Raw genomic sequence first — 24472 nt, 5'->3', positions numbered from 1 at the left:
CCGAGGCGTTTCCGGAGCGCGCCGGTGACACCGACACCGTGGTGTGGCGGGCGGCTGCGAATGTCTCCGAAAGAGTGGTTTCACGGGTTCAACGCGTGGCCGAGCAGCCGGTCACTGGCCTGAAGGGAGCGCGCTCCCGAACCGGGCGCAAACCGCCTGTACGGGGCAGCCGCCATTGCCATCCGGGCCCGGCTCATGCATGCTCCGGTGAACGCCGTGCGGCCCGTGCAGGGCCTCAGCGGGGCCTCAGCGAGCCTCGCACGGCTCGGAACAGGGCCTGGGCAGGAGAGGAGTGCCGCCGTACCCTTGGGGGTAAGGGGTTGTGAAGATGATTCCCGGACACAGGTCCTGGCACAGGTCCTGCGGGCTCGGTGCCGCGCAGATCCGGTGACCACCGCCCGCCCCAGACAAAAGCCGACCCTCCCACAGAGGACTCCTTCGCCGAGACACCGATGGCCGGTCACGAATTCTCCGAACCCGCGGACCGCAAGCGGCAGGTCGCCGATCCGAGCGCGACCCCCCAAGCGGCGGAAGAACCACGTCACTCCTGCGATCCCGCCTTCCGGCACGGTGTCGTCGTCGGCTTCGACGGCTCGACATCCAGCGAGCGAGCCCTCGCGTACGCGATCGGGATGGCCCATCGCTCCGGCTCCGGCCTGATCATCGTGCACGTCGCCAACCGGCTGCCCACCACGGTCTGGGCGGGCTGCGAGCCCCCGGTCTTCGTCGACGTCCCCGACCACCGCACCGAGGTCCTGGGCCTCGAGCTGGCCTGCGCGGACTATCTGACCGAGGTGCCCTGGATCCTGGTCGAGCGCGGCGGCGACATCTGCCACGAGCTCGAAGAGGTCGGCCGGGAGTACTCCGCGGACGCCATCGTCGTCGGATCGACGCACGGAATCGTGGGGCGCATCTTCGGGTCGGTCGCGGGCCGTCTCGCGCGCCGTGCGCAACGGCCCGTGGTCGTCATTCCCTGACGCGGCGAGCCACTTGCGCGTGCTTCCGCAACGCCCTTTCGTGCCAGGTGGGATGAGGGTTTCGCAGCGTCAACTTCCTTGCGGCGGCGCATAAATCTACTTGTGCGTAGAGGTGGTTTGCGCCCTTGTGAAGGGTACATACCGCTCGCCGGGGAACCACAGCCCGGCATCGCGCAGCAGCACGACCGCACCCTGCACGAAGGGAGCCCGCCGTGGACAAAGACGTCTCCGCGGGACGCACCACCTCACCCCTTGAACACCTCGGCCATCTCGCCCTCGGGCTCACCCTGCTGGCCTTCGGCCTCGGTCACACCGAAGTGATCGACGGCGTCGGCGCCGCCGCCGCGGTCACCCTCGCCACGTACGTCGGGGGCGTCGCCCTCTTCGTCGCCGGGCTCCTCGCCTTCCGCGACCGCGACGCGTTCACCGGCACGGCGTTCGCCGCTCTCGGCGCGCTCTGGTTCACCTGGGGCGTCTCGGCCGACGCGCGGGTCTCGGCCAACGCCGCGGGGCTCTTCCTGCTTCTGTTCGCGCTGGTCGCGCTCACGCTCACCGCGGGTGCGTCCGGGTCCGCGCTGACGCGCGCGACGTATGCCCTGATGTTCGTGGCGCTGTTGCTGATCGCCGTCGCGCGGTTCGGCGGCAGTGAGGGCCTCGCCCAGGTGGGCGGCTGGTTCGCCGCGGGCGGGGGGCTTCTCGCTTGGTATGGCGCGACTGCCTCGCTGGCCAACTGGCCTGCGGTCCTTCCCGGGCGACCTGCCGGTCGGGGGGTGACGGCCGCCGGCTGAGCAGGCGTGGGCCGGGGTAATGGGCGACCTCGGTCCCTTGAAGAACGGCCCCCGTGCGCCTGGTGGCACGTACGGGGGCCGTTCACCTCTTTGCGGCTAAACCGCCGCCGCTCTCGCGGAGGTGGTTGCTCGCCGCGGGGGCTGCTCAATTGTCGCTGCCGTGATCACGGGCAGAACTACTCGACAGTCACGGACTTCGCCAGATTGCGCGGCTTGTCGATGTCGCGGCCCAGGGCCAGGGCCGTGTGGTACGCGAGGAGCTGGAGCGGGATGCCCATCAGGATCGGGTCCAGCTCGTCCTCGTTCTTCGGGACGACGATCGTGTGGTCGGCCTTCTCCTGCTCCTGGTGGGCGACCGCGAGGATCTTGCCGCTGCGGGCCTTGATCTCCTCCAGGGCGGCGCGGTTCTTCTCCAGGAGGTCGTCGTCGGGGACGATCGCGACCGTCGGCAGGGCCGGCTCGATCAGGGCGAGCGGGCCGTGCTTCAGCTCGGAGGCCGGGTACGCCTCGGCGTGGATGTAGGAGACCTCCTTGAGCTTCAGGGATGCCTCACGGGCCACCGGGTAGCCGCGTACGCGCCCGATGAAGAGCATCGACTTGGCCTCGGCGAACTCCTGCGCCAGCTTCTTGATCTCGTCCTCGCGCGCCAGCATCTGCTCGATCTGCGCGGGCAGTTCGCGCAGGCCCGCGATGATCCGCTTGCCGTCGGAGACCGACAGGTCGCGGATGCGGCCCAGGTGCAGGGCGAGCAGCGCGAAGGCGACGGTGGTGTTGGTGAAGCACTTGGTGGAGACGACGCAGACCTCCGGGCCCGCGTGCACGTACACGCCCGCGTCCGCCTCGCGGGCGATCGCGGAGCCGACGACGTTGACGATGCCGAAGACCCGGGCGCCCTTGCGCTTGAGCTCCTGCACGGCGGCCAGCACGTCGTAGGTCTCGCCGGACTGGGAGACGGCGACGTACAGGGTGTCGGGGTCGACGACCGCGTTGCGGTAGCGGAACTCGGAGGCGGGCTCGGCGTCGGCGGGGATGCGGGCCAGCTCCTCGATCATCTGGGCGCCGATCATGCCCGCGTGGTACGAGGTGCCGCAGCCGAGGATCTTGACGCGGCGCACCTTGCGGGCGTCGTGCGCGTCCAGGTTCAGGCCGCCGAGGTGCACGGTGGAGAAGCGGTCGTCGATGCGGCCGCGAAGGACGCGGTCCACGGCGTCGGCCTGCTCGAAGATCTCCTTGTGCATGTACGTGTCGTGGCCGCCCATGTCGTACGACTCGGCCTCCCACTCCACGGTGGTCGGCTCGGCCGAGGTGCGCGAACCCTCGGTGGTGTACGTGCGGTAGTCGTCGGCCTTGATGGTGGCCATCTCGCCGTCGTCGAGGGTGACGACCTGGCGGGTGTGCGAGACGAGCGCGGCGACGTCGGAGGCGACGAACATCTCCTTCTCGCCGATGCCGAGGACGACGGGCGAGCCGTTGCGGGCGACGACGATGCGGTCGTTGAAGTCGGCGTGCAGCACGGCGATGCCGTACGTGCCCTCGATGTGGCGCAGCGCCTCGCGGACCCGGTCCTCCAGCTTCTCGGCGTCGGAGCGGGCGATGAGGTGGGTGAGGACCTCGGTGTCGGTCTCGGAGAGGAACTCGACGCCGTCGGCGATCAGCTTGGCGCGCAGCTCGGAGGCGTTGTCGATGATGCCGTTGTGGACGACGGCGACCTTGTTCTCGGCGTCCAGGTGGGGGTGGGCGTTCTCGTCGGACGGGGCGCCGTGGGTGGCCCAGCGGGTGTGGGCGATGCCGGTGGTGCCGGCGAAGCGCTTGGGGACGCGGGCCTCCAGGTCGCGGACGCGGCCCTTGGCCTTGACCATCTTCAGGCCGGTGGCCTTGGGGCTGGTGATCACGACGCCCGCGGAGTCGTAGCCGCGGTACTCCAGGCGCTGCAGGCCCTCCAGGAGCAGCGGGGCGACGTCACGCTTGCCGATGTATCCGACAATTCCGCACATAAAGGGTCCCCTCGGGTCAGGCGGTTCGTACGTGGACAGATGGGCCTAGCCGTAGACGATGCGCCGCAGCTGTCTCAGCGTGAGCTCGGGCGGCGCCACCGCGCGGTACTTCAGGTCCGCGGCGATCCGCTCGAAGATCGCCGTGTTCACCAGGCCCTGACCCTGGAGTTCACGGTGGCGGCGCCGCACGTACTGCTCGGTCGTCTCGTCGAAGTAGGCGAGCACGTCCTGGATCACCCGCAGGGCCTCACCGCGCTGGAGCGAGGTGGACCGGGTCAGGTGATCGACAAGTTCTTCGTGCACCCGTTGATCCTGGAGCACCAAAGGGGCTTTCGCAAGAATCCTGCCCGATATCGGGCAGGATGGCTCACATCCGCTTCAGTACCGCCTGCTTGGCCGCCGCGAACTCCTCGTCGGTCAGGACGCCGCTCTGCCGCAGCTCGCCCAGCTCGCGCAGGCGGCGCAGGAGCGCGTCGTGGTCGTCCTCGGCGGCGGGCGGCGCGGGGGCCGCGGCGGCCGCGTCACCGGCGGCGGCCTCCGGGAGCGCGGGCTTCGCGGCGGCCGGGTGCGGAAGGCGGGCCTGCACGGCCGCCGCGACGAGCGCCATCAGCGGATCCTTCTTGAAGCCCCACAGCTCCACCGAGTTGGGGTCGTACTTCGGCGGGGCCTTGGTGGGGGAGTGCTTCACCGAGAAGCGCAGATAGCCGTTCTCCAGCCCTATGGCGGGCTGCCACTCCACGGCCGCGATGTCGGCGAGCGCGATCGAGCGGGTGCCGGCCGCGGCCTTGGCCTCCTCCGTCTTCCAGTTCCACTCCAGGCGGATGTGCTCCCCGTCGAAGCTCACCGTGGCGTCACCGGCGGCGACCTGGAGCGGCACGGACGGCCCCGGCAGCAGATAGCTGTCGGACCCCTTGGCGGGGACCTGCTCCAGGAGCAGCGCGTTGCGCACCTCGTCGACCACGTACTCCGCTACGCCATAGCGGTCCGACTCCACGGTGAGCTGATAGGGGTCGGAGGCGTCCGCGAGCTTGCCGCCCGTCGCCTGGAGGAGCGGGTCCGCGCCGTCGCGGAGGCGCAGCCGAAGCCGCCCGCTCTTCTTGCCCTGTTCGAAGGCGATGCCCGCCAGCGCCGCCAGCGGCAGGGTGAGTTCGCCGAGCGTCTTGCGCAGCAACGAGACGCCCTTGTCGCGACCCGGGACGAGCCGCAGCGTCTCTCCGTCGAAGGTCCAGGTCCCGTCGCGCTGGATGATTTCCGCCATGACAAGGATTCTCGCATCGCCCGCGGACCAGGTGGTCTACACCTTGACCCGGTCTGAGGTGCGCGGTACGCATGGTGACGGTTCGACTGCGTCACATCCGCGTTGCCCGGCGAAGGGACCCGCTTGTGAGACAGCACCGCAGAACTGCCTGTGTCATCGGATCACTCCTGCTGATCGCCGCCGCCGGCACGTCGTCCACGGCGGCCGCCCCCGGCCCCGCGGCCGACCGGGCCGAGCCCATCCCGCTCGGCCGCGTCGTGCCGGTGCCCATGAAGGTCGAGCCGGGCGGCCCCGGGTTCGAGATCACCTCCAAGACCCGCATCCGCGTCGGCGACCGGCCCGAGGAACGCCGCGTGGGCGAGTACCTCGCGGGCATCCTGCGTCCCTCCACCGGCTATCGCCTCCCCGTCACCGACCGCGCGGGCGGCGACGGCATCCGGCTGCGCCTCAGCGCCGAGCCGGAGAACAAGGTCCTCGGCAACGAGGGCTACCGCGTCATCTCCGGGCGCGGCTCCCTCACCATCACGTCCTGGTCGCCCACCGGGCTCTTCCACGGTGTGCAGACGGTACGGCAGCAACTGCCCGCCGCCGTCGAGAAGAAGACGAAGCAGCCGGGTCCGTGGGTGATCGCGGGCGGCACCATCAAGGACATGCCGCGCTACGCCTACCGCGGCTCGATGCTGGACGTGTCCCGGCACTTCTTCCCCGTCGAGCACGTGAAGCGCTACATCGACCAGCTGGCGCTCTACAAGATGAACAAGCTGCACCTGCACCTGAGCGACGACCAGGGCTGGCGCATCGCCATCGACTCCTGGCCGCGCCTGGCCACCTACGGCGGCTCCACCCAGGTCGGCGGCGGCCCCGGCGGTTACTACACCAAGGCCCAGTACAAGGAGATCGTCGCCTACGCGGCGGCCCGGCAGCTGCAGGTGATCCCGGAGATCGACATGCCGGGCCACACCAACGCCGCGCTCGCCTCGTACGCCGAACTCAACTGCGACGGCATCGCGCCGCCGCTCTACACCGGCACGAACGTCGGCTTCAGCTCGCTGTGCGTCAAGAAGGACGTGACGTACGACTTCGTGGACGACGTCGTCCGGGAGCTGGCCGCGCTCACGCCCGGCGGGACCGTGCACATCGGCGGCGACGAGGCGCACTCCACGAGCCACGAGGACTTCGTGACGTTCATGGACAAGGTGCAGCCCATCGTCGCCAAGTACGGCAAGGACGTGATGGGCTGGCACCAGCTGGCCGGCGCCAACCCGGCCAAGGGCGCAGTCGCCCAGTACTGGGGCTACGACCGCACCGGCCAGGCCGAGCGCGACCAGGTCGTGAACGCCGCGAGGAACGGCACCAAGCTGGTCCTCTCCCCGGCCGACCGCGCCTACCTCGACATGAAGTACGACAAGAACACGCCGCTCGGCCTGACCTGGGCCGGCTATGTCGAGGTGCAGCGCGCCTACGACTGGGACCCGGGCACGTATCTGCAAGGCGCCCCGGCCGACTCGGTCCTGGGCGTCGAGGCGCCGCTGTGGACGGAGACCCTGTCCACGCCCGCGCACCTGGACTACATGGCGTTCCCGCGCCTGCCCGGCATCGCCGAGCTCGGCTGGTCGCCCGCGTCCACGCACGACTGGAACACGTACAGGACGCGGCTCGCGGACCAGGCGCCGCGCTGGGACGCGCTCGGCATCAACTACTACAAGTCGCCGCAAGTGCCCTGGCCGACGACGTAGCCCGTCAGGCGATCGGGTTCTTCAGGGTCCCGATCAGCTGGAGGGCGCCCGCCGGGTCGGCGAGGTCCAGCATCTGCTCGTTGTCGCGCAGCTGGAGCCGGTTCAGGCAGGACAGCGCGAACTCGGGGGCGAACAGGTCGTACTGCCGGAATTTGTCCGCGAGTTCGGGCATGGAGTGCTGGTAGTCGCGTACGCACTCGGCGACCGTGCGCCAGAAGGCGTCCTCGTCGATCAGGCCCGCCGTGACGAGGTTCGCCGCCAGGAAGCGGAAGAAGCAGTCGAAGACGTCCGTGAGGATCGACAGGAGTTTGCGGTCCTCGGGGACGTCCACGCGGATCCGCTCGACCTCGGGCGGCAGGATCGCCGTCGGGTCCATGACGGCGATCTCCTCGGCGATGTCCTTGAACAGCACGCGCTGTACGACACCGTCCTTCAGGACGAGGATCACGTTCTCGCCGTGCGGCATGAACACCAGGTCGTACGCGTAGAAGCTGTGCAGGAGCGGCGTCAGATAGGCGCGCAGATAGCGGCGCAGCCACGCGGTGGGGGCGAGGCCCGAGCGTTCGATCAGGGCGGCCGCGAAGGACGCGCCGTCGCGGTCGGTGTGCAGCAGCGAGGCCATGGTGGCGAGCTGCTCGCCGTCCTTCAGGGAGGGCACGGGGCTCTCGCGCCACAGCGCGGCGAGCATCTTGCGGTACGGCGAGTGGCGGTCGGTCGCGGCCTCGTACTCCAGGTGCCGGTAGCCGACGGCGGCGCGTTCGCGGATGATGCCGAGGCCGGTGGACCGCAGGACCTCGTCGGAGGCGACGAGCGAGGCGAGCCAGTCGTTGATGGCCGGGGTGGCCTTCATGTACGCGGCCGAGAGCCCCCGCATGAAGCCCATGTTGATGACGGAGAGCGCCGTCTTCACATAGTGCTTGGCGGGGTCGGAGGCGTTGAAGAACGTCCGGATCGACTGCTGGGCCAGATACTCGTCGTCGCCCTCGCCCAGGCACACCAGGCGCCGCTCTGCGACCTCGGCGGCGAAGGTGACGGACAGCTTGTTCCACCACTGCCAGGGGTGGGCGGGGATGAGGAGGTAGTCGGCCGGGTCGAGATCCCGGTCGCGCAGCACGGCGTCGAAGCGGGCGAGCGTCTCCGCGCCCAGCTCGGCGCGGAGGAACGACTCGTACTCCAGGCCCTGGCCCGCCGTGAACGCGGCCCGGTCGCGGCGGGCGGCCAGCCAGACGAGCCGGACGGGGCTCGCGGTCTCGGGGGCGTACGACAGGTACTCGTGCACGCCGAAGCCGAGCCGCCCGTTGTTGGCGACGAAGCAGGGGTGGCCCTCGGTCATGCCGGTCTCGATCTCCTGGAAACCGGCGGCGGCCAGCTCGGCGGCGCTGACGTGGGGTGCGGCGAGTTTGAAGCAGGTGCTGGCGAGCGTGGAGGAGATCTCCTCCAGGTACACCGGTAGGACCTGGTCGCTCAGGCCGAGGGTGCCGCGCAGCTCGGTGAAGAACTCCAGGGCGTTCAGGGGGAGTTCGGTGCCGTCGCGGTGGCGGGTGATCGAGGCGGCGTCGACCTGCCAGTGGTCGAGGGCGAGCAGGGTCGCGGTGAAGCGGTAGCGGGTCAGGCCGTCGTCGCTGCGTACGACGTAGCGGCCCGCGCCCAGTTCGTCGGGCGTGAGGAGCCGCTCGTGCGCGAACTCGGCGAGGGCCTTGCGGACGAGGAACCGGTTGGCCTCGGCCCAGCGCTCCGGGGTCAGGTGGTCCACGGCCTCGGAGAGGGGCGTCAGGGTCATGTCGATGCTCCAGAAACTGCGGTGGCTCGGGTGCGTGCGGTGGTCCGCCCGGCCACGGCGTGGCGTACGCCGGCCGCCTCGAACTGCTCGCGGGTGCAGAAGCTGAGCAGGGCGCGCTTCTCCGGCTTGTCGATCTCGCGCTCGGGCACGAAGCCCACGGCCTCGTTGAGCCGGTGCACGGCGGTGTTGCCGATGTCGGGCTCGACGACGACGCGGTGGGTGCGCGGGTCGGCGAACAGGTGCTCCATCACGGTGGTGATGACGGCGCGGGTGAACCCGTGCACCGGCTTGTCGGTGGGCGCGACGAGGAGGTGCATGCCGACGTCGCCGGGCTCGGGCTCGTACAGGCCGACGAGCTCGATGTGCCGGGGGTCGTAGCGCTCCATCAGGAACGCGGGCTCGCCGTCGTGCAGGCCGAGGAACGCGTGGTGGTGCTCGGAGGCCGCGATGGCCATGTACTCGCGCTCGATGTCCACGAGCCGGGCGCCCTGCATCAGCCAGAAGGCCGACTTGGGGTGGGTGAGCCAGGCGTGCACGAGCTCGGCGTCCTCCAGGGGGTCGAGGGGGCGCAGGGCGAGCGTGCCGACCCGCCGCCGCCCGGCGGCTCTGCTCATACGGCGAACTCCTGGAAGGCGATGGACTTCTCGACCGGATAGACCTCGCGGCCGAGCAGCTCGCGGATGATGTACGCGTTGCGGTACGGGCCCATGCCCAGGTCGGGGCTGGTCAGCGAGTGGGTGTGGACGGCGGAGTTCTGGAGGAAGACGCCGCGTCCGGTGGCGTCGACGGAGTAGTTGCGGGCCACGTCGAAGCGGCCGCGGCCGTCGAAGCGCAGGTGCTCGCGCAGGGGCTCCAGGAAGGCGGGCGGGGCGTACCGGTAGCCGGTGGCGAGGATCAGGCCCTCGGTCGTCATCTCGAAGTCCTTGCCCTGCTCCTCCTGGCGCAGGCCGAGGGTGTACACGCCGTTGTCGTGACGAGCCCTGCGCAGCGCCGAGTTGGTGAGCAGCCGGGTGGGCACGGGCCCGTCCAGATTCTTCTGGTACAGCAGGTCGAAGATGGCGTCGATGAGCTCACCGTCGATGCCCTTGAACAGACTCTTCTGCTCGCGCTCCAGGCGATAGCGGGTGTCCTCGGGCAGCGCGTGGAAGTAGTCGATGTACTCCGGAGAGGTCATCTCCAGGGTCAGTTTCGTGTACTCCAGCGGGAAGAAGCGCGGGGAGCGGGTGACCCAGTTGAGGCGGTAGCCGTGGGTGTCCATCTCGCTGAGCAGGTCGTAGTAGATCTCGGCGGCGCTCTGCCCGCTGCCCACGATGGTGAGGGAGTTCTTCTTCTGCAGCTCGACCTTGTGCCGGAGGTAGTCGGAGTTGTGGATGAAGTCCCCGCCGAGCCCCTTGCAGGCGTCCGGGTGCGGCGGGGTGCCGGTGCCGAGGACGAGGTGACGGGCGCGGAAGGTGGCGTACGCGTCGCCGGAGCGGGTGGTGACGACGTACAGCTCGTTCTCGTACGTCACCCGCGTCGCCGTCGTGCCGAAGCGGACGGACGACAGTCGCGCGGCGGCCCAGCGGCAGTAGTCGTTGTACTCCCGGCGCAGCGGGTAGAAGTTCTCACGGATGTAGAAGGAGTACAGCCGACCCGACTCCTTCAGGAAATTCAGGAAGGAGTACGGGGACGTCGGATCGGCGAGCGTCACCAGGTCGGACATGAACGGCGTCTGGAGGTGGGCGCCCTCCAGGAACATGCCCGCGTGCCACTCGAAGTCCGCCTTGGACTCCAGGAACAGCGCGTTCAGCTCGTCGAGGGGCTCGGTGAGACAGGCGAGGCCGAGGTTGAAGGGGCCGAGTCCGATGCCGATGACGTCGTACGTCGTGTGGGTGTCAGCAGGCGCGGTCAAGGTTCTCCCCCAGGTACTGCTCGGCGTGGCCGGCTATGAGATCGAGGACGGCGGCGATGTCGTCGGCGGAGGTCTCCGGGTTGAGGAGCGTGAACTTCAGGAACTGGCGCTCGCCCACCTTGGTGCCCGCGACGACGGCGTCACCGGAGGCGAACAGGGCCTTGCGGGCGTACAGGTTGGCGCGGTCGGTGGCCGTCGGGTCGCAGATCGCCTCCGGGATGTAGCGGAAGACGAGGGTGGAGAGCTGCGGCTGGGCCACGACGGCGAAGCGCGGGTCGGCGGCGATGAGATCGAAGCCCTTCGCGGCCAGGGCGCACGCCTCGTCGAAGAGGTCCCCGACGGCGTCGGCGCCCATCACGCGCAGCGTCATCCACAGTTTCAGGGCGTCGAAGCGGCGGGTCGTCTGCAGGGACTTGTCGACCTGGTTGGGGACGCGTTCCTGTGCGGCGCGCCGGGGGTTGAGGTATTCGGCGTGGTACGTGGCGTGGCGCAGCGTGGCGGCGTCGCGGACCAGCAACGCCGACGAACTCACGGGCTGGAAGAAGGACTTGTGATAGTCGACCGTGACGGAGTCGGCGCGCTCGATGCCGTCGAGGAGGTGGCGCCGGGTGCGCGAGGCGAGCAGGCCACCGCCGTAGGCGGCGTCGACGTGCAGCCACGTCCCGTACCGCGCGCAGAGGTCGGCGATCTGAGGCAGCGGGTCGATGGAGCCGAAGTCGGTGGTGCCCGCGGTGGCGACGACGGCCATGGGGACGAGTCCCTGCTCGTCGAGGCGGGCCAGTTCGCGGGCGAGAGCGACGGTCCCCATGCGCTTGTTCCGGTCGGTGGGAATGACGACGACCGCGTCCGGGCCGAGGCCGAGCGTCCTCGCGGCCTTCTGGACGCTGAAGTGACCGGCCTCGGAGACGAGGACGCGCAGCCGGGCGGTGGAGTCCGACTTGGCCTCCTCGCGGGCGAGCAGCAGCGCCTGGAGGTTGGACTGCGTACCCCCGGAGGTGAAGACGCCGTCGGCGGCGGGCCCGAGGCCGGCGCGCCCGGTGGTCCAGTCGATGAGCCGGCGCTCGATGAGGGTGCCGCCGGCCGACTGGTCCCAGGTGTCCAGGGAGGAGTTCACGGCGGACAGGACGGCCTCGCCGAGCACGGCCGGGATGACGACCGGGCAGTTGAGGTGGGCGAGGTAGCGGGGGTGGTGGAAGTAGACGGCGTCGCGCAGGTACAGCTCGTCGAGTTCGTCGAGGGCGGCGACGGTGTCGTGCAGCGGGGTGTCGAGGTCGACGGCCTCGACGCGGGGGGAGAGGGTGTCGGCGGTGACGCCGGTGAACGGGCGGGAGGTGGTGGCGATTCTGGCCGCCACCCGCTCGACTCCTTCGGTCACGGAGGCGCGGTACCGCTCCGTGGTGGTGTCATTGAGCAGGTGCGAGCGCATGAACTGTCCTCCAGGTGAGGGGACTTGGTCGCACCCCCGGGAACAGGGCACAGCAGGGAGGGCCCGGGGGCGCGACGTGGAACTTAGGTTAGCCTAACCTAAGCCAGTCCGGCCTTCCCTTCTGAGTCCCCGCAACGCAAAGAGCCGCCCGCCTGCAGATGCAGACGGACGGCTCGTGAATTTCAGCCCGTCCGGCGTTTGAGGACGAGCCAGGCCGAAGGCCGCGATCAACGGCGCCCCAGGCATACGCGCACCTGTCAGGCGACCTTCTTCGCCTTCTCGATCGCCTCCGCCAACTCCTCAAGAATCGGCGCACACTTGGCGTACGAGTAGATCGGCTCGGTGACGCGAGGGATGACCTGCCCGGCCTTGACGGCGGGCAACTTCTCCCAGGTGGGCTTCTGCTCGGCGAGCGCCGAGGGCTGAATCGCGGAGGTGCGGTTGTCCATCATGATGACGTCGGCCTCGTACTTGTCGACGTTCTCCCAGGACAGGTTCTCGAACCAGCCGCCGCTCTCCTTCAGGGCCTTCGCGGGCGGCTCGACGAGGTTCACGCCGAGCGCCTTGAAGTACTCCAGGTCGGCGGAGAGGTTGGACCCGGACACGTAGAAGATGTCCTGGCTGGCCGAGCCGACGAGCACCTTGATCTCCGGCCGGGACTTCGCGGCCTTGCGCAGCCGTTCCGCGGCGGCCTCGAAGCGCTTCTTCGCCTTGACGACCTTGTCGGCCTTGACGTCCGCGCCGAGCGACTCGGCGAGGGTGAGCAGGCGCTCCAGCGGCTTGGTCATCTGCCGGTCGTAGACCGAGACGCCGACGCTCGGGGCGAGCTTGAGGATCTTGTCCTTGGACGCCTCGGGGACGTACCAGAGGGTCCCCTGGTCGTCGAACATCGTGGAGATCAGCACGTCGGGCTGGAGACCGACGTACTTCTCGATGTTGAACTGGTCCCAGGCGTTGCCGAGGATCGTCAGCTTGCTGACGTCCATGTCGCCGGCCTGGACGTCCGGCTTGCCGTCCTTGGTCTTCGTCGGACCGAAAACGCCCTTGACCTCGATGCCGTAGTCGTACAGCGCGGCCGCGACGCCCGTGAACGCCACGATGTTCTTCGGCGTCGAGTCCGCCTTGGCCGTCTTGCCGCGGTCGTCCTTGAAGGACCAGGCGCCGCCGCCGCCCGAGCTGTCGCCGTTCTTGCCGGCCTTCTCGTCCCCGCAGGCGGCGAGGGCGGCGGTGAGGCCGAGGGCGCCGCCCGCGGCGAGGATGCCGCGGCGGCTGGGCTGGGGGAGGCGGGGCATGAGGGTCTCTGCTTTCGTGCGTGCGGGGGCCGCTGGCCGGAAGTCGTGCTTAGGTTAACCTAACCTTGCTTCGCGGCCGACCGGGGCCCGCTCGCTTCGCGCCCCGCGCCCGCCGAGCGTGCGAGCGCGGGTCCGACGGCGCCCACAACGGCGAAGAACCCGCCGAGGAGCAGCCAGCCTGCCGTGCCCAGTCCGAGCACGGCGGTGGTGAGGATGGCGGGGGCGAGCGCCTGGCCCGCGCTGAAGCCGAGCCCGAGAAGCCCTTGGTACTGGCCCTGGGCGTGGTCGGGCGCCATGCCGAAGCCGAGGGCGAAGCCGGCCGAGGACTCCCATATCTCCCCGAGGCTGTGGACGAAGATCGCCGCGACCGCGAGGCCGGCGGCCGCCCACACGGGGGCGTGCGCGGTCAGGGCCATCATCGGGCAGCTGAGGAGGAAGAGCAGTCCTGCCGTGCGGAACGCCCGGCCGCCGTCGCGAAGGGTTTCGATGCGGGATCCGATTCTGGTCTGCAGCAGGACGCAGACTGCGGAATTGATCGCGGACACCGCGGCCACGGTCCAGCGCGGTGCGTCTGTGTGCTCTGAGATCCAGATCGGCAGGAGCAGGGACACCACCGGGTATTGCAGCCCCATCGCGCCATGGAGGGCTGTGAAGGCCACGAACGGGCGGTCGGTGAGCGCGATCCCGCGGCGCTGCCGCGGCGGTGGCGCCAGTGCCCGGTAGCGGGGCAGCAGGAAGAGGAGGAGGGCGCACAGTGCGAAGCTGGCCGCGTTGCCGAGAATCAGCACGAGGTAGGCAGCGCGAGTATCCGCTGCCACCGCGAATCCGGCGCCCACGGTTCCGAGGACGACGCCCAGATTGACGTACGTACGGAGCTTCGCCCTGAAATGCGCGGGGCGTTCGGTGCCGACCCGGACCACGAGGGCTCCCCAGGCCGCGCCGCCGACGGCTGCGGCAAGCTGATCGACGGTGGCGACGACCGCGAGGGCGGCCCAGCTCTCGACGAGCACCAGAGCGGACATCGCCACTGCCTGGACCGTCAGGGCGAGCATCATGATCGTGCGCGGCCCACGCCGATCGGCCAGGTGACCTCCCGGTATCCCCGCGAGGAGGCCGATCAGGCCGGCGACGGTGAGGGCGGCACCCACCTGCACCGCCGGTAGCCCCACGACCAGCGTGAAGTAGAGCGCCGCCGCCGTGTTGAAGAGCCCATTGCCGACTCGGTTCACGAAGCTGGCCAGGATCAGTACACGCTCTGACCTGCTGCCCCCCGCTATGACGGCTATTCGGCCGGATGATCTCCCCTTGATCATGGCCGCAGGCTAACAGCGGCCGCCGGACGGGCTGGGAACAGCCCGTCCGGCGTTCGAGGATGAGCACGGCAGCGCGAGGGAAGGGCGGGTGGGTGGGGGAAAGCGGCCACGGCCTCAGCTGGTGAGGCCCAGTTCCCTCGCGATCAGCATGCGCTGGACCTCGCTCGTGCCCTCGCCGATTTCGAGGATCTTGGAGTCGCGCCACATGCGGGCCACCGGGTACTCGTTCATGAAGCCGTAGCCGCCGTGGATCTGCGTGGCCTCGCGGGCGTTGTCGACGGCGACCGTCGAGGAGTGCAGCTTCGCGAGGGCCGCCTGCTTCTTGAAGGGCTCCCCGGCGACGAGCCGGGACGCCGCGTCGCGCCAGGCGAGCCGCGCCGTGTACGCCTTCATGTCCATGTCGGCGATCTTGAACTGGATGGCCTGGTTCGCGCCGATCGGCCGCCCGAACGCGTGCCGCTCCTTGGCGTACTTCACCGACTCGTCGACGCAGCCCTGCGCGAGGCCGGTGGCGAGCGCCGCGATGGCGACGCGGCCCTCGTCCAGGATGCGGAGGAACTGGGCGTACCCGCGGCCCAGTTCGCCCAGCAGGTTCGCCCGCGGCACCCGCACGTCGGAGAACGACAGCTCCCGCGTGTCCGACGCGTTCCAGCCGACCTTCGAGTACGGCGCCGCGACCGTGAAGCCGGGCGTGCCCGACGGCACGATGATGGAGGAGATGAGGGGTTTGCCCTCGTCCGTGCGGCCCGTGACCGCCGTAACCGTCACCAAGCCCGTGATGTCCGTACCGGAGTTGGTGATGAAGCACTTCGTGCCGTTGATCACCCATTCGTCCGTGGCCTCGTCCAGGCGGGCCGTGGTCCGGGTGCCGCCCGCGTCCGAGCCGCCGTCCGGCTCGGTGAGACCGAACGCGCCGAGGAGCTCGCCGGAGCACATCCGCGGCAGCCACTCCCGCTTCTGCTCCTCGGTGCCGAAGAGGTGGAGGGGCATCGCGCCCAGGGAGACTCCCGCCTCCAGGGTGATGGCGACGGACGAGTCGACGCGCGCCAGCTCCTCCAGGGCGACGCCCAGCGCGAGGTAGTCGCCGCCCATGCCGCCGTACTCCTCCGGGAAGGGCAGGCCGAACAGGCCCATGCGGCCCATCTCGCGCACGATCTCGTACGGGAACTCGTGCCGCTCGTAGAAGTCGCCGATCTTCGGGGCGACCACGTCGTGCGCGAACTCCTCGACGGTGCGCCGGAGTTCCTCGTGTTCGGGGGAGAGGTGGTGGTCCATCGTTCTCACTGCTCCTTGTGGGAGAGGGCACGCACGGTGCGGGACGGGCTCGGTCGGCCCAGCTGGTCGGCCATCCACGCGCTGGTGGCGGTGAGGCGGCCGAGGTCGACCCCGGTCTCGATGCCGAGGCCGTGAAGCATCCACACGAGGTCTTCGGTGGCGAGGTTTCCGGTGGCGCTCTTGGCGAACGGGCAGCCGCCGAGGCCGCCCGCGGAGGCGTCCAGGGTGGTCACTCCGTGCTGCAGGGCGGCCAGGGTGTTGGCGAGCGCCTGGCCGTACGTGTCGTGGAAGTGCACACCGACGCGGTCCGTCGGCACGCCCCGCTCGTTGAGGGCGGCGAGCAGTTCGAGTACGTGGCCGGGGGTCGCGACGCCGATCGTGTCACCCAGGCTCAGCTCGTCGCAGCCCATGTCAAGGAGCGCCTTGCAGACCCGGACGACCTGGGCGATCGGCACGGCGCCCTCCCAGGGATCGCCGAAGCACATGGAGAGATAGCCGCGCACGTGCACCTGGTCGTGCGCGCTCTCCGCCTCCTTCGCCCGCGCCACCACCGGCTCGAACATCGCGAGCGCCTCGTCCACCGTGCGGTTCAGGTTGGCCTTGGCGAAGGACTCCGTGGCGCTGGCGAACACCGCCACGCGGCGGGCGCCGAGTGCGAGGGCGCGGTCGAGGCCGCGGGCGTTCGGGACGAGGACGGGGAGGTGTACGCCCCGCGACTTCGTGAGGTCGTCGAGGCGCGGGAACAGGGCCTCCGCGTCCGCCAGTTGGGGCACCCACTTGGGGTGCACGAAGCTCGTCGCCTCGATCGTGGTCAGGCCCGCGTCGGCCAGGCGGTGGATGAACTCCGCCTTGACCTCCGTGGGGACCGTGGCCTTCTCGTTCTGGAGGCCGTCGCGTGCGCCCACCTCGTGGATGCGGACCTGGGGCGGGAGGCCCTGGGCCGGTACGACCATGGGGAGGGCGGCGGGCGGTTCGGTCGTCATGACGCTTCCTCCTCCGCGGGGGTCACCACGGCCAGGATCTGGTCCATGGCGACCGTGGTGCCCGGGGTGACGTCCAGTTCGGTGACGGTGCCGGCGTGCGGGGCGGAGATGACGTGCTCCATCTTCATCGCCTCGACGACGAGGAGGCTCTGGCCCGCGGTCACCTCGTCGCCGGGGGACACCTTGACGACCGTGACGGTGCCGGGCATCGGGGCCGTCAGGGCGTCCACGCCCGCGTGCGCGGCGCCGGTGAGGGCCGCTTCCACGGGGTCGTGGTCCTGGACGTGCCAGGCATGACCGTCCTGGCCGAGCCAGTCCGCGGCGCGGTGGAAGGTGTGGGTCTGGCCCTGGTGGTGGAGGGTGACGGTGGCTGGCCCTGCCGGGGGCTCCCCGATCCCGCCCCTTCCCGAAACCAGGGGGCTCCGCCCCCTGGCACCCCCGAGGTCGACTTCGACGTCCCCGTCGGGGGTGAGACGTGTCCGTACGGACACGGGGTCGTGACCCGGTACGCGCAGGTGGTGCACCGTCCACGCGGCTTCGCCGCCGAGCCGCCACCCGTTGGGTACCGAGAAGGGGTCGACCCATCCGGCTGCGGAGGCTGTTCCTGCCCGAGCCAGCGCAGCGGCCCCATACACCTCAGCCGGAACGTCCGCGTCCACCAAGGACTCGGCCTCCCGCTCCACCAGCCCCGTGTCCAACTCCCCGGCCACCACCGCCGGGTGGGCAAGGAGCCGCCGCAGGAACCCCGCGTTCGTCGGCACCCCCAGAGTGACCGTTTCCGCAAGCGCGGCCCGCAGCTTGCGCAGCGCGGTCGCGCGGTCCGGCCCGTACGCGATGACCTTCGACAGCATCGGGTCGTACAGACTTCCGACCTCCGTGCCCTCGCTGAGCCCGGAGTCCGTGCGCACCCCGTCGCCGGAGGGCTCGTGCAGGGAGAGGACGGTCCCGCCCGAGGGAAGGAACCCGCGCGCCGGGTCCTCGGCGCAGACGCGGGCCTCGACGGCGTGCCCGGTGAGGCGGACATCCTCCTGCGCGAAAGCCAGCGGCTCGCCCGCGGCCACCCGGAGCTGCCACTCCACCAGGTCCAGGCCGGTGATCAGCTCCGTCACCGGGTGCTCGACCTGGAGGCGGGTGTTCATCTCCATGAAGTAGTACGAGGACGGGTCGTCGCCCGGGACGATGAACTCGACCGTTCCCGCGCCGACGTACCCGCAGGAGCGCGCGGCCTCCACGGCGGCGGACCCCATCGCGGCCCGCGTCGCCTCGTCGAGCAGGACCGAAGGCGCCTCCTCGATGATCTTCTGGTGGCGCCGCTGGAGGGAGCACTCGCGCTCGCCGAGGTGCACCACGTTGCCGTGGGAGTCGGCGAGGACCTGGATCTCGATGTGCCGGGGGCGGTCGACCCAGCGCTCCACGAGCAGGGTGTCGTCGCCGAAGGAGGCCCGCGCCTCGCGCCGGGCGGCGGCGATCTCCTCGCCGAGGAGCGCGGCGTCCCGGACCAGGCGCATGCCCTTGCCGCCGCCGCCCGCGGACGGCTTGAGCAGCACGGGGGTGCCGATCTCCCGGGCCGCGTCGATGAGTTGGCCGTCGGTGAGGCCGCTGCCCGAGGAGCCGGGCACCACGGGCACGCCCGCCGCCCGGACCGTCTCCTTGGCGCGGATCTTGTCGCCCATCAGGTCGATCGCGGCGGCGGGCGGGCCGATGAAGGCGAGCCCGGCGTCCGCGCAGGACTGCGCGAAGGCGGCGTTCTCGGCGAGGAAGCCGTACCCGGGGTGGACGGCCTGCGCGCCGGACGCGGCGGCAGCGGCCAGGAGGCGCTCGGCCGAGAGGTAGCTCTCGGCGGCCGGGGGCGGGCCGAGCCGCACCGCCGTGTCGGCCTCGCGCACGTGCCGGGCGTCGGCGTCGGCGTCGGAGAAGACGGCCACCGAGCGGACGCCGAGCGCCCGCAGCGTACGGATGACGCGGACGGCGATCTCGCCCCGGTTGGCCACAAGGACTGTCTCGAACATGCTCATGGGGTCTGGTCCCTCACATCCGGAAGACGCCGAAGCCGCGTTCGCCCAAGGGCGCACCGGCACACGCGGTCAGGGCCAGGCCGAGCACCTGGCGGGTCTCCAACGGGTCGATGACGCCGTCGTCCCACAGCCGTGCCGTGGCGTAATAGGCGTTGCCCTGCTGTTCGTACTGCGCGCGGACCGGGGCCTTGAACGCCTCCTCGTCCTCCTGCGACCACGCCTCGCCGCGGCCTTCGAGCTGGTCGCGCTTGACGGTCGCGAGGACGGACGCGGCCTGCTCGCCGCCCATCACGGAGATCTTGGCGTTGGGCCACATCCACAGGAAGCGGGGGGAGTAGGCCCGGCCGCACATGGAGTAGTTGCCCGCTCCGTAGGAACCGCCAACCACGACGGTCAGTTTCGGTACGCGCGTGCAGGCGACGGCGGTGACCATCTTGGCGCCGTGCTTGGCGATGCCGCCCGCCTCGTAGTCCCGGCCGACCATGAAGCCGGAGATGTTCTGCAGGAACACCAGCGGGATGCCGCGCTGGTCGCACAGCTCGATGAAGTGGGCGCCCTTCTGGGCGGATTCGGAGAACAGGATGCCGTTGTTCGCGACGATGCCCACCGGGTGGCCGTGGATGTGCGCGAAGCCCGTGACGAGCGTCTGCCCGAACTCGGACTTGAACTCCGCGAAGCGCGAGCCGTCGACGACGCGGGCGATGACCTCGCGTACGTCGTAGGGGGTGCGGGAGTCCGTCGGCACGGCGCCGTACAGACCGAGGGGGTCGACCTTCGGCTCCTCGACGGCACGGACCTCCCAGGGCAGGGCGCCGCGCGCGGGCAGCGTCGAGACGATGGTCCGCACGATCCGCAGGGCGTGCGGGTCGTCCTCCGCGAGGTGGTCGGTGACGCCGGAGACACGGGAGTGGACCTCGCCGCCGCCCAGCTCCTCGGCGGTCACGACCTCGCCCGTGGCCGCCTTCACCAGGGGCGGGCCGCCCAGGAAGATCGTGCCCTGGTTGCGGACGATCACGGCCTCGTCGCTCATCGCGGGGACGTACGCACCGCCCGCCGTGCAGGAGCCGAGCACGGCCGCGATCTGCGGGATGCCCGCGCCGGACATCCGCGCCTGGTTGTAGAAGATCCGCCCGAAGTGCTCGCGATCGGGGAAGACCTCGTCCTGCATGGGCAGGAAGGCGCCGCCGGAGTCCACCAGGTAGAGACAGGGGAGACGGTTCTCCAGGGCGACCTCCTGCGCGCGCAGGTGCTTCTTGACCGTCATCGGGTAGTACGTCCCGCCCTTGACGGTGGCGTCGTTCGCGACGATCACGCAGTCGCGGCCGCTGACCCGGCCGATGCCCGCGATGACGCCTGCGGCCGGGGCGTCGCCGCCGTACATGCCGTCGGCCGCGAGCGGTGCCAGTTCGAGGAACGGCGAGCCGGGGTCGAGGAGGGCGTCCACGCGCTCGCGCGGCAGCAGCTTGCCGCGGGCCACGTGCCGCTGCCGGGCGCGCTCGCCGCCGCCGAGGCGGGCCGCGGCGAGTTTTCCGCGCAGCTCTTCGGCGAGGGCGCGGTGCGCCGCCTCGTTCGACCGCCAGGCGTCCGAGGCGGGGTCGGCCGCGCTCGCGAGGACTGGTGCCTGTTGCATCCGCTGTGCTCCCACTGTTAGTGAGCGTTAACGTATGTCGTTCAGGTTAACGAGCGCTAACCGCCCTGTCTAGAATTGCTTCCATGGCCACCAGGACCGACGCCCCCACCCGCCGCGAGCAGATCCTCAAGGAAGCCGCCCGGCTCTTCGCCGAGCGCGGCTTCCACGGAGTCGGCGTGGACGAGATAGGGGCGGCCGTCGGGATCAGCGGGCCCGGCCTGTACCGGCACTTCGCGGGCAAGGACGCGATGCTCGCCGAACTCCTCGTCGGGATCAGCGAGCAGCTGCTGCGGGGCGGCGAGCGGCGGACCGCGGAGGCCGCGGGGTCGCCCGGCGCCGCGCTCGACTCGCTCATCGAGGGCCACATCGACTTCGCCCTCGACGACCGGCCCCTCATCACTCTCCACGACCGTGAGCTGGACCGCCTGCGGGACAGCGACCGCAAGCTGGTGCGGTCGCTGCAGCGGCGGTACGTGGAACTGTGGGTGTCCGCGGTGCGGGGCGTGTACCCGGGCCTCACCGAGGTGGAGGCCCGTGCGTCCGTGCACGCGGTCTTCGGCCTGCTCAACTCGACCCCACACCTGGGCCGCCCCGGCGCCCTGCCGGGCAGGGAGGGGATGGCGGCCCTGCTGAGCCGCTTGGCCCACGGCGCCTTGGCGGCGGCGGGGGGAAACTGAGCCCCGGCCGGAGGAGTATCAGCCCGTCCGGCGTTTGAGGACGAGTAGGCCGAAGGCCACGATCAACGGCGCCCCGGACCGGCGGTCACAGATTGTGCCCTGGACGGTCACGGGAACCCGCGGGTAACCTCCCCCTGAGCAAGCGCTTAGTAAAGGCGCTCCGTCGGAGAGGAAGAAACTCGTGCGGCGTACCGTCTTCAACGAGGATCACGAGGCATTCCGGGAGACGATCCGGGCCTTCATCGAGGCCGAGGTCGTCCCCGTGTACGACGAGTGGTTCACGGCGGGCCAGGCGCCCCGGGACTTCTACTACAAGCTCGCCGACCTCGGCGTCTTCGGCATCCGCGTAGACGAGGAGTTCGGCGGCGCGGGCATCGACTCGCACAAGTTCGAGGCGATCATGTACGAGGAGACGGCCCGCGCGGGCGTCTCCTTCGGCGGCTCCGGCGTACACGTACTGCTCGGCCTGCCGTACATCGAGATGCTCGCCACCGACGAGCAGAAGAAGCGCTTCCTGCCGAAGTTCGTCTCCGGCGAGGAGATGTGGGCGCTCGCCATGACCGAGCCCGGCACCGGCTCCGACGTCGCGGGCATGAAGACCACCGCCAAGCTCTCCGAGGACGGCACGCACTACGTCCTCAACGGCGCCAAGACCTTCATCACCGGCGGCGTGCACGCCGACCGCGTGATCGTCTGCGCCCGCACCTCCGCCCCGCGCGAGGACGACCGCCGCTTCGGCATCTCGCTGTTCGCCGTCGACACCAAGTCCGCGGGCTACTCGGTGGGCCGCAAGCTCGACAAGCTCGGCCTGAAGGTCTCCGACACCGCCGAGCTGGCCTTCGTCGACGTCGAGGTCCCGGTCGAGGACCTGCTCGGCGAGGAGAACAAGGGCTTCGGGTACCTGGGCCACAACCTCGCCTCCGAGCGCTGGGGCATCGCCTTCGGGGCGTACGCGCAGGCCAAGGCCGCCGTCCGGTTCGCCAAGGAGTACGTCCAGGAGCGCGCCGTCTTCGGCAAGTCCGTCGCCTCCTTCCAGAACACCAAGTTCGAACTGGCCGCCTGTCAGGCCGAGGTGGACGCCGCGGAGGCCGTCGCCGACCGCGCACTTGAGGCCCTCGACGCGGGCGAGCTGACCCCGGCCGAGGCCGCGTCCGCGAAGCTCTTCTGCACCGAGGTCGCGCACCGCGTCATCGACCGCTGCCTCCAACTGCACGGCGGCTACGGCTTCATGAACGAATACCCCATCGCGCGCCTGTACGCCGACAACCGCGTCAACCGCATCTACGGCGGCACCAGCGAGGTCATGAAGATGATCATCGCCAAGTCGATGGGGCTGTAACGGCGGGCATGAGCAAGGAACTTCAGGACCTCCTCGACCTGCTCGACCTGGAGCGGGTCGAGGAGGACATCTTCCGGGGGGTGAGCCGCCCGTCCCTGGTGCCGCGCGTCTTCGGTGGGCAGGTCGCGGCGCAGGCCCTGGTCGCGGCGGGGCGCACGGTGCCCGCGAACCGTCCCGCGCACTCCCTGCACGCCTACTTCCTGCGGCCCGGCGACCCCGGCGTGCCCATCGTCTACACCGTCGACCGCATCCGCGACGGCCGCTCGTTCACCACGCGCCGTGTCGTCGCCGTCCAGCACGGGCAGCCGATCTTCCATCTCTCGGCGTCCTTCCAGACGTACGAGGAGGGGCTCGACCACCAGTTCCCGATGCCGGCCGCGCCCGACCCGGAGACGCTGCCCACCGCCGCGGAGGCGCTGCCGCGCGATCTGCCGCCGGACGTCGCGAAGCGGCTGATCGAGGCGCGCGCCGCCGTCGATCTGCGGTACGTCGACGCGCCGCCCTGGGGCACCGTCGGCGTCCCCCGCGAGCCGCACTCCCAGGTGTGGTTCCGCACCAACGGCAAGCTCGGCGGGGCGGACGCGGGGTCGTTGCTGCACGTCTGTCTGGCCACGTACGTCTCCGACATGACGCTGCTCGACTCCGTGCTGCTCGCCCACGGGCGCGGGGGGTGGGCCGTCGGGGACGTGGTCGGGGCCTCGCTGGACCACGCGATGTGGTTCCACCGGCCGTTCCGGGCCGACGAGTGGCTCCTGTACGACCAGGAGTCGCCCTCGTCCGGGGGCGGGCGTGGCCTGGGGCAGGGGCGGATCTGGACGGCGGACGGACGGCTTGCCGTCACCGTCATCCAGGAAGGTGTTGTCCGGGTCCCCCGGGGTTGACGTTCCGGCCCGCTGCCGTCGGCTCAGCCCTGCGCAAGCCCCGCCGCGTCCAGCAGGTACATGGTCAGCGGGTCGTAGAACCGCGGACTGGTCACGTGGTCGTCGAGGGGCACCGTGACCTGCACGGTGCCCTCCGCCTCGCCGATGAACAGGGCGGGGTCGTTGCAGTCCGCGTACCCGACGGAGTCGATGCCGCGCTGCCCCGCGCGTCCGGCCCAGCCGTGGTCGGCGACGACGAGGTCGGGCAGCGGGCGCTCCTCACGGAGGAGACCGTCGAGGATCGCGTTCATCGGCTCCGGCGAGTGCGTGTGCCACAGCGTCGCGCCGCGCTCCAGTACGGCCACGTCCGCGAACTGGAACACGAAGCCCTCGTCGGCCGTGAGTCCCTCCGGGATGACGACGATCTCGCAGCCCTCGGCGCGCAGCGCGGCGGCCGTCGCGCGGTGCACGTCGAGCAGCCCGCCGGGGTGGCCGGTGGCGAAGAGGACCCGCTCCTTGGCGGCGGCGGCCTTGCGCAGGCGGCCCGCCATCCGCTCCAGGGCGTCGACCGTCAGCTGGGGGTCGATGGTGTCCTGGCCGTGGCGGTGCTCGGGGTCGTCGATCACGCCGCAGCGCTCGGCCATCACCGCGAGCACGTCCTGCTCGTCGGTCCAGCGGTCGCCGAGCTCCAGGCCGAGCCAGTAGTGGCGGTCGCCGTTCGCGAGTTTGCGGTAGTGGGAGAGGTTGTTCTCGCGGGGCGTCGCGACGTCGCCGGCGATACGGGTACGGACGAGGTGCTCGACGAGCGCGGTACGACTGGGTATCGGCATGGGTCCCATTGTGCCGTCGGCGGCGGGCCCGGCGCGGGCCGTCCCACACGCCGGACCTGTGCGGCGACTCACGTTCCGGGTGCGGCGCTCACCCCGGGGGGTCCGTGCGGCCGAGGGCGAACCACAGCTCCATGCGGACGTCGGGGTCGTCGAGATCGGCGTCGAGCAGGGTCGCGCAGCGGGTGATGCGCTGGCGGACGGTGTTGCGGTGCACGGAGAGCGCGGCGGCGGTGCGGTCCCAACTCCCGTGCAGGGAAAGCCAGGTGCGCAGCGTCTCGGTGAGCGGGGCACTGCCGCCGAGCGGCCCGAGCAGCTCCCGCGCGTGCGCGTCGGCCTCGGCGGGCGCGACGAGCCCGGCGATCCCGCCCTCGCGGTGCCGCACCAGCGCCACCCGCGCCGCATCGGCCC

The 24472-nt window shown here is 70.7% G+C and carries 21 protein-coding genes; 6 read left to right on the top strand and 15 right to left on the bottom strand.

The window, feature by feature from the left end:
- Positions 1 to 452: 452 nt before the first annotated feature.
- Positions 453 to 977: a universal stress protein gene (locus STRAU_RS06930; RefSeq protein ID WP_016639546.1), complete on the top strand. Its 525-nt coding sequence runs from the start codon at positions 453 to 455 to the stop codon at positions 975 to 977.
- A 212-nt stretch (positions 978 to 1189) separates the two neighbouring features.
- A complete protein-coding gene (locus STRAU_RS06925) occupies positions 1190 to 1765 on the top strand; it encodes a GPR1/FUN34/YaaH family transporter (protein ID WP_016639545.1) in 576 nt (191 codons plus the stop codon).
- A 176-nt stretch (positions 1766 to 1941) separates the two neighbouring features.
- Here STRAU_RS06925 and glmS read toward each other — a convergent pair whose 3' ends face one another.
- From glmS to STRAU_RS06910, 3 genes are all read right to left on the bottom strand, one after another.
- Positions 1942 to 3759 (bottom strand): glutamine--fructose-6-phosphate transaminase (isomerizing), encoded by a 1818-nt coding sequence (gene glmS / locus STRAU_RS06920; RefSeq protein WP_016639544.1) that lies wholly within the window; start codon positions 3757 to 3759, stop codon positions 1942 to 1944.
- 45 nt (positions 3760 to 3804) lie between these two features.
- The gene (locus STRAU_RS06915; protein ID WP_037657930.1) at positions 3805 to 4062 is read right to left on the bottom strand and encodes a hypothetical protein; all 258 of its coding nucleotides are present in this window, start codon (positions 4060 to 4062) and stop codon (positions 3805 to 3807) included.
- Positions 4063 to 4126: 64 nt separating this feature from the next.
- Positions 4127 to 5017 (bottom strand): DUF4429 domain-containing protein, encoded by an 891-nt coding sequence (locus STRAU_RS06910; RefSeq protein WP_016639542.1) that lies wholly within the window; start codon positions 5015 to 5017, stop codon positions 4127 to 4129.
- A gap of 125 nt (positions 5018 to 5142) precedes the next feature.
- Between STRAU_RS06910 and STRAU_RS06905 the strand changes: the two genes are divergently transcribed.
- On the top strand, positions 5143 to 6753 hold the full coding sequence (locus tag STRAU_RS06905; RefSeq protein ID WP_016639541.1) for a beta-N-acetylhexosaminidase: 1611 nt from the start codon (positions 5143 to 5145) through the stop codon (positions 6751 to 6753).
- A gap of 4 nt (positions 6754 to 6757) precedes the next feature.
- Here the strand turns inward: STRAU_RS06905 and STRAU_RS06900 are convergent, their stop codons facing one another.
- The 10 genes from STRAU_RS06900 to STRAU_RS06855 form a co-directional block, all read right to left on the bottom strand.
- Positions 6758 to 8533: an IucA/IucC family protein gene (locus tag STRAU_RS06900; protein WP_016639540.1), complete on the bottom strand. Its 1776-nt coding sequence runs from the start codon at positions 8531 to 8533 to the stop codon at positions 6758 to 6760.
- On the bottom strand, positions 8530 to 9147 hold the full coding sequence (locus tag STRAU_RS06895) for a GNAT family N-acetyltransferase (protein ID WP_016639539.1): 618 nt from the start codon (positions 9145 to 9147) through the stop codon (positions 8530 to 8532). The genes STRAU_RS06900 and STRAU_RS06895 overlap by 4 nt, the downstream gene beginning before the upstream one ends.
- The gene (locus STRAU_RS06890; RefSeq protein ID WP_016639538.1) at positions 9144 to 10424 is read right to left on the bottom strand and encodes a lysine N(6)-hydroxylase/L-ornithine N(5)-oxygenase family protein; all 1281 of its coding nucleotides are present in this window, start codon (positions 10422 to 10424) and stop codon (positions 9144 to 9146) included. The genes STRAU_RS06895 and STRAU_RS06890 overlap by 4 nt, the downstream gene beginning before the upstream one ends.
- Entirely contained in the window at positions 10408 to 11850 is a 1443-nt protein-coding gene (locus STRAU_RS06885; protein ID WP_016639537.1) for a pyridoxal phosphate-dependent decarboxylase family protein, read from the bottom strand. Before STRAU_RS06885 ends, STRAU_RS06890 begins: the two co-directional genes overlap by 17 nt.
- Before the next feature lie 257 nt (positions 11851 to 12107).
- Positions 12108 to 13142, bottom strand: coding sequence for an ABC transporter substrate-binding protein (locus STRAU_RS06880; protein ID WP_016639536.1), 1035 nt, complete (start codon positions 13140 to 13142; stop codon positions 12108 to 12110).
- A gap of 59 nt (positions 13143 to 13201) precedes the next feature.
- Positions 13202 to 14455, bottom strand: coding sequence for an MFS transporter (locus tag STRAU_RS06875; protein WP_052028981.1), 1254 nt, complete (start codon positions 14453 to 14455; stop codon positions 13202 to 13204).
- 114 nt (positions 14456 to 14569) lie between these two features.
- Entirely contained in the window at positions 14570 to 15730 is a 1161-nt protein-coding gene (locus STRAU_RS06870) for an acyl-CoA dehydrogenase family protein (protein WP_016639534.1), read from the bottom strand.
- A 5-nt stretch (positions 15731 to 15735) separates the two neighbouring features.
- Positions 15736 to 16713, bottom strand: a complete 978-nt coding sequence (locus tag STRAU_RS06865; protein WP_016639533.1) for a hydroxymethylglutaryl-CoA lyase — start codon at positions 16711 to 16713, stop codon at positions 15736 to 15738.
- The gene (locus tag STRAU_RS06860; RefSeq protein ID WP_037657932.1) at positions 16710 to 18722 is read right to left on the bottom strand and encodes an ATP-binding protein; all 2013 of its coding nucleotides are present in this window, start codon (positions 18720 to 18722) and stop codon (positions 16710 to 16712) included. The genes STRAU_RS06865 and STRAU_RS06860 overlap by 4 nt, the downstream gene beginning before the upstream one ends.
- A 19-nt stretch (positions 18723 to 18741) precedes the next feature.
- Positions 18742 to 20358 carry a carboxyl transferase domain-containing protein gene (locus STRAU_RS06855; RefSeq protein WP_016639531.1) on the bottom strand — a complete coding sequence of 539 codons (1617 nt, stop codon included), beginning with the start codon at positions 20356 to 20358 and terminating at the stop codon, positions 18742 to 18744.
- 83 nt (positions 20359 to 20441) lie between these two features.
- On the opposite strand from STRAU_RS06855, the gene STRAU_RS06850 reads away from it, so the two are divergent.
- The 3 genes from STRAU_RS06850 to STRAU_RS06840 all read left to right on the top strand — a co-directional run bounded on the left by STRAU_RS06850 (position 20442) and on the right by STRAU_RS06840 (position 23255).
- The gene (locus STRAU_RS06850) at positions 20442 to 21035 is read left to right on the top strand and encodes an SACE_7040 family transcriptional regulator (protein WP_016639530.1); all 594 of its coding nucleotides are present in this window, start codon (positions 20442 to 20444) and stop codon (positions 21033 to 21035) included.
- Between the two features lie 181 nt (positions 21036 to 21216).
- Positions 21217 to 22374 carry an acyl-CoA dehydrogenase family protein gene (locus STRAU_RS06845; protein ID WP_016639529.1) on the top strand — a complete coding sequence of 386 codons (1158 nt, stop codon included), beginning with the start codon at positions 21217 to 21219 and terminating at the stop codon, positions 22372 to 22374.
- Between the two features lie 8 nt (positions 22375 to 22382).
- Positions 22383 to 23255, top strand: a complete 873-nt coding sequence (locus STRAU_RS06840; protein ID WP_016639528.1) for an acyl-CoA thioesterase — start codon at positions 22383 to 22385, stop codon at positions 23253 to 23255.
- Between the two features lie 23 nt (positions 23256 to 23278).
- Here the strand turns inward: STRAU_RS06840 and STRAU_RS06835 are convergent, their stop codons facing one another.
- Positions 23279 to 24073, bottom strand: coding sequence for a phosphatase (locus tag STRAU_RS06835; RefSeq protein ID WP_037657928.1), 795 nt, complete (start codon positions 24071 to 24073; stop codon positions 23279 to 23281).
- 79 nt (positions 24074 to 24152) lie between these two features.
- Positions 24153 to 24472: helix-turn-helix domain-containing protein (locus tag STRAU_RS06830; RefSeq protein ID WP_037657926.1), on the bottom strand; the 320-nt coding region annotated here is incomplete at its 5' end.

It is taken from the genome of Streptomyces aurantiacus JA 4570, assembly GCF_000414115.1.
Lineage (GTDB): Bacteria > Actinomycetota > Actinomycetes > Streptomycetales > Streptomycetaceae > Streptomyces > Streptomyces aurantiacus_A.
Note: the sequence above shows the minus strand (reverse complement) of the source record. Positions and strands in the feature narration are given on the sequence as shown.

Coding starts and splice junctions, on each gene's coding strand:
- STRAU_RS06930 (WP_016639546.1), top strand. CDS start 453: ATGGCCGGTCACGAATTCTCCGAACCCGCGGACCGCAAGCGGCAGGTC.
- glmS (WP_016639544.1), bottom strand. CDS start 3,759: ATGTGCGGAATTGTCGGATACATCGGCAAGCGTGACGTCGCCCCGCTG.
- STRAU_RS06910 (WP_016639542.1), bottom strand. CDS start 5,017: ATGGCGGAAATCATCCAGCGCGACGGGACCTGGACCTTCGACGGAGAG.
- STRAU_RS06900 (WP_016639540.1), bottom strand. CDS start 8,533: ATGACCCTGACGCCCCTCTCCGAGGCCGTGGACCACCTGACCCCGGAG.
- STRAU_RS06895 (WP_016639539.1), bottom strand. CDS start 9,147: ATGAGCAGAGCCGCCGGGCGGCGGCGGGTCGGCACGCTCGCCCTGCGC.
- STRAU_RS06885 (WP_016639537.1), bottom strand. CDS start 11,850: ATGCGCTCGCACCTGCTCAATGACACCACCACGGAGCGGTACCGCGCC.
- STRAU_RS06880 (WP_016639536.1), bottom strand. CDS start 13,142: ATGCCCCGCCTCCCCCAGCCCAGCCGCCGCGGCATCCTCGCCGCGGGC.
- STRAU_RS06875 (WP_052028981.1), bottom strand. CDS start 14,455: ATGATCAAGGGGAGATCATCCGGCCGAATAGCCGTCATAGCGGGGGGC.
- STRAU_RS06870 (WP_016639534.1), bottom strand. CDS start 15,730: ATGGACCACCACCTCTCCCCCGAACACGAGGAACTCCGGCGCACCGTC.
- STRAU_RS06865 (WP_016639533.1), bottom strand. CDS start 16,713: ATGACGACCGAACCGCCCGCCGCCCTCCCCATGGTCGTACCGGCCCAG.
- STRAU_RS06860 (WP_037657932.1), bottom strand. CDS start 18,722: ATGTTCGAGACAGTCCTTGTGGCCAACCGGGGCGAGATCGCCGTCCGC.
- STRAU_RS06855 (WP_016639531.1), bottom strand. CDS start 20,358: ATGCAACAGGCACCAGTCCTCGCGAGCGCGGCCGACCCCGCCTCGGAC.
- STRAU_RS06850 (WP_016639530.1), top strand. CDS start 20,442: ATGGCCACCAGGACCGACGCCCCCACCCGCCGCGAGCAGATCCTCAAG.
- STRAU_RS06840 (WP_016639528.1), top strand. CDS start 22,383: ATGAGCAAGGAACTTCAGGACCTCCTCGACCTGCTCGACCTGGAGCGG.
- STRAU_RS06835 (WP_037657928.1), bottom strand. CDS start 24,073: ATGGGACCCATGCCGATACCCAGTCGTACCGCGCTCGTCGAGCACCTC.